The organism is Aeromicrobium sp. PFPM2_SD2, from assembly GCF_057364525.1.
This window is the reverse complement of the sequence record NZ_JBNFNZ010000263.1, coordinates 1-3,611: the sequence shown is the minus strand read 5'-3', so window position 1 is coordinate 3,611 and position 3,611 is coordinate 1. Positions and strand designations below refer to the sequence as shown.

The window sequence follows — 3,611 nt, the reverse complement described above, 5'->3', positions numbered from 1 at the left end:
GGCGGTGCGCGGCGTGCGCAAGGCGACGGCCGACGCGATGGTGCGCTCGGCGTTCACCGCCCCGCACGTCACCACGTGGGTCGACGCCGACGTCACCGCCACGGTCGACCTGGTCGAGCGGCTGCGGGCCGACCGCGCCTACGACGGCGTCCGCGTCACCCCGCTCCTGCTCGTGGCCAAGGCGGTCACGCTCGCCCTGCGCCGGCACCCCGAGCTGAACTCGTCATGGCGCGAGACCGAGGAGGGGGCCGAGATCGTCCGCCACGACGGCGTGCACCTCGGCATCGCTGCGGCCACCGACCGCGGGCTGCTCGTGCCGGTGGTGCGCGACGCGGAGCGACTCGACGGTCCCGGTCTGGCGGGCGCGATCGGCGAGGTCGTGGCGCTGGCCCGGTCGGGCAAGGCCCAGCCGGCCGACCTGTCGGGCGGGACGTTCTCGATCACCAACATCGGCGTCTTCGGCATCGACGGCGGCACGCCCATCCTGCCGCCGGGCCAAACCGGCATCCTGGCCACCGGACGCATCACGAAGCGCCCGTGGGTGGTCGGCGACGACGTCGTGGCCCGCCACGTCATGACCCTCGCGCTGACCTTCGACCACCGCGTGGTCGACGGCCAGCAGGGGGCCGGCCTGCTCGCCGACGTGGCGGCGCTCCTGCACGACCCGGGCACGGCGCTGACCTACTAGCCGGTGAGGCGCGCCGCCGCGCCGCTCCTACGATGGTCGGGTGAGACAACCGTCGGAGAGGGACAGCGCGGCGGCGTACCTCGTCTGGGCGGTCGGTCTCGCGGTCTACTTCCTGGCCGTCTTCCACCGCTCGTCCCTGGCGGTGGCCGGCCTGGCCGCCGCCGAGCGGTTCGACATCACGGCCGCGCAGCTGTCGACGTTCACCATGCTCCAGCTGGTCGTCTACGCCGGCATGCAGGTGCCGGTCGGGCTGCTCATCGACCGCTTCGGCGCCCGGGCCGTCATGGTCACCGGCACCGCGGTCATGGCGCTGGCCCAGGGCGGGTTCGCGCTGGCGGAGTCCTACCCGACGGCGCTCGTGGCGCGGATCTTCGTCGGCCTCGGCGACGCGATGACGTTCACCGCCGTCCTGCGCCAAGTCAACGAGTGGTTCTCGCCCCGGCGCATCCCGCTGGTCACGCAGCTCACCGGCGTGGTCGGCCAGGCCGGCGCGCTCGTCGCCGCGCTGCCCATGACCTGGGCGCTCTCGCACCTGGGCTGGACGAAGGCGTACGGCCTCGCCGCCGTGCTGGGCGTGGTCATGACCGTGCTGGCGGCGATCGTCATCCACGACACCCCGCAGGTGCGGTCCCTGCGTGGTCCGGCCCTGTCCTGGACGACGGTGCGCGACGGCGTCGCGCGCTCGTGGGCCGAGCCCGGCACGCGCACCGGCTTCTGGGTGCACTTCACCACGCAGTTCAGCGGCACCGCCCTGTCGATGCTGTGGGGGTACCCGTTCCTGGTCCGCGGGGAGCACCTGAGCCAGACGCAGGCCGGCCTGCTGCTGACGGTCATGGTGCTGGCCACCATCAGCGCAGGGCCGGTGATCGGCGCGGTCGTCGCCCGTCACCCCTGGTACCGCTCGTCCCTGGCCATGGCCGTGGTGCTGGCCATCGCCACGGTCTGGACCGTCGTGCTCGTCTGGCCCGGCGACGCGCCCGCCTGGCTGCTCGTGCTGCTCGTCGTGGTCGTCGGGGTCGGCGGACCGGCCTCGATGATCGGGTTCGACCTCGGCCGGTCGTTCAACCCGTCCGAGCGCCTGTCGACGGCCACCGGGATCATCAACCAGGGCGGCTTCCTGGCCAGCCTCGTGCTCGTCGTGGCGATCGGCCTCGTGCTCGACTGGCGCACCCCGGGCGCCAGCACCGCGTACACGCCCGAGGCGTTCCGCTGGGCGATGTCGTGCCAGTACGTGCTGTGGACGCTCGGCGTCGTGCAGATCTGGCGCAACCGCCGCCGCGCCCGGGCCGTGCTGCTGGAGCAGGACCCGGACGCGAAGCGCCGCATGACCGGCCTGGGTTGAGCCCGCCGGCGCCCGACACGACGAGAGGGACCCCGCACCGGGCGGGGTCCCTCTCGTCGTCGGTGCTCGGCTCAGGCGGCCGGGCGCACCATCATGATGTTGGTCGGACCGTCCTCGGTCAGCTCGCCGACCTTGCGGAAGCCGCGTCCGGCGTGGAAGGCCAGCGACCCCTCGTTGTGGTCGTAGACCTCCAGGGCGATCGGGCGCTCGCCCTCGACGGCGTCGTACAGCCGCGACGCCACGCCCTTGCGGCGGTGGTCGGCCGACACGACGATGCGGTCGAGGTAGACGTAGTCCTCGAGCCGGTCCTCGAACCAGCGGTAGCGGCTGGAGTCGTACGGCGTGTCCGGCGGCAGGGTGATGACGAAGCCGGCGATGTCGCCGTCGTCCTCCATCACGAGGGCCTGGTCGGCCAGGTCCACGAGGGCCGCGGCGCTGTCGAGGTCGAGCGGCCCGACGCCCTCCAGGGCGTCCTGGTTGAGCTCGACGATCGTCGGCAGGTCGGCGTCGGTGATGGGTCGGATGGTCGTGGTCTCTGTCATGACTGGGCTCATCGTTCGACTACGTTATGTCACATTCCGGCGGTACGCGAGTCGAGGCGGGCCGAACGGGACTCAGCCGGCGACGTCGAACGTCAGTCCGGTGGCCCGCTCCGAGGCGGCCCACAGCTGCCGGGCGAGCTCGGGGTCACGGGCCAGCCGGGTCGACCCCGACGGGTCCCGGACGGCCGCGCGTCTGCCCCGGTCCGAGCGGTCCCAGGTACTCGCCGCCGACCAGCGTCGGATCGGTCGCGGCCATGAGCAGCGGCCAGGCGCCGGCCTCGGCCGACTGCGACACGAGCCGCGAGACCTGGTGGACGCCGGACGTGACCAGCCGCGAGCGGCCCATGCCCAGCCCGGTGCGGGTCAGGTTCGTGCTCGCGATGCCGGGGTGGGCCGCGACGCTGACGACGCCCAGTCCGGCCGCCTTGACCCGTCGGTCGAGCTCGAGGGCGAACGACAGGTTGGCCAGCTTGGACTCCGCGTACGCACGCCAGCGGCGGTAGGGGCGCGGGGTGCCGCCGCGGCTCAGGACGCGCAGGTCCAGCGTCCGGGCCCGGGTGTGGGCGAGCGAGCTGACGGTGACGACCCGGGCGTTGCTGGCGCGCAGCAGCGGCCACAGCCGCGCGGCCCAGGCGAAGTGGCCGAGGTGGTTGGTGCCCATCTGGAGCTCGAACCCGTCGGCGGTGCGGCGGAACGGCGGGATCATGATGCCGGCGTTGTCGATGAGGACGTCCACGCGGTCGAACCGGTCGAGCACGTCCTGGGCGGCGCGGCGGACGTCGGCCAGGTCGGCCAGGTCCAGCGACACGGTCTCGACCGACACGGCGGGCACCTGGCGCCGCAGGTCGGCCACGGTCGTCTCCGCCTTCGCGGCGTGACGCGCGGTGACGACCAGGTCGGCGCCGTGCCGGGCCAGCTCGAGGGCGGTGTGGTGGCCCCAGCCCCGCCGGTGACTCCCGTCAGGAGGACGCGTCGGCCGGTCAGGTCGCCGATGTCGGCGCTCGTCCAGGTCATGGCGCGACGCTACCGGGCCGACGCC

The 3,611-nt window shown here is 73.6% G+C and carries 4 protein-coding genes; 2 read left to right on the top strand and 2 right to left on the bottom strand.

Features of this window, described 5'->3' with window-relative positions; all coding sequences use genetic code 11:
• Together AC2W7G_RS11715 and AC2W7G_RS11710 are read left to right on the top strand one after the other, a co-directional pair.
• The coding region (locus AC2W7G_RS11715; protein WP_485868595.1) for a dihydrolipoamide acetyltransferase family protein at positions 1–688 on the top strand (688 nt) is incomplete at its 5' end.
• Positions 689–728: 40 nt separating this feature from the next.
• Positions 729–2,030 carry an MFS transporter gene (locus tag AC2W7G_RS11710; RefSeq protein ID WP_485868594.1) on the top strand — a complete coding sequence of 434 codons (1,302 nt, stop codon included), beginning with the start codon at positions 729–731 and terminating at the stop codon, positions 2,028–2,030.
• A gap of 71 nt (positions 2,031–2,101) precedes the next feature.
• Here AC2W7G_RS11710 and AC2W7G_RS11705 read toward each other — a convergent pair whose 3' ends face one another.
• On the bottom strand, positions 2,102–2,572 hold the full coding sequence (locus AC2W7G_RS11705; protein ID WP_485868593.1) for a GNAT family N-acetyltransferase: 471 nt from the start codon (positions 2,570–2,572) through the stop codon (positions 2,102–2,104).
• A 145-nt stretch (positions 2,573–2,717) separates the two neighbouring features.
• Positions 2,718–3,611 (bottom strand): SDR family NAD(P)-dependent oxidoreductase (locus AC2W7G_RS11700; protein WP_485868592.1); only part of this gene is annotated, 894 nt, incomplete at its 5' end.

Bases quoted from the DNA above. Each gene is read 5' to 3' on its own strand.
- AC2W7G_RS11705 (WP_485868593.1), bottom strand. From the start codon at position 2,572: ATGACAGAGACCACGACCATCCGACCCATCACCGACGCCGACCTGCCG.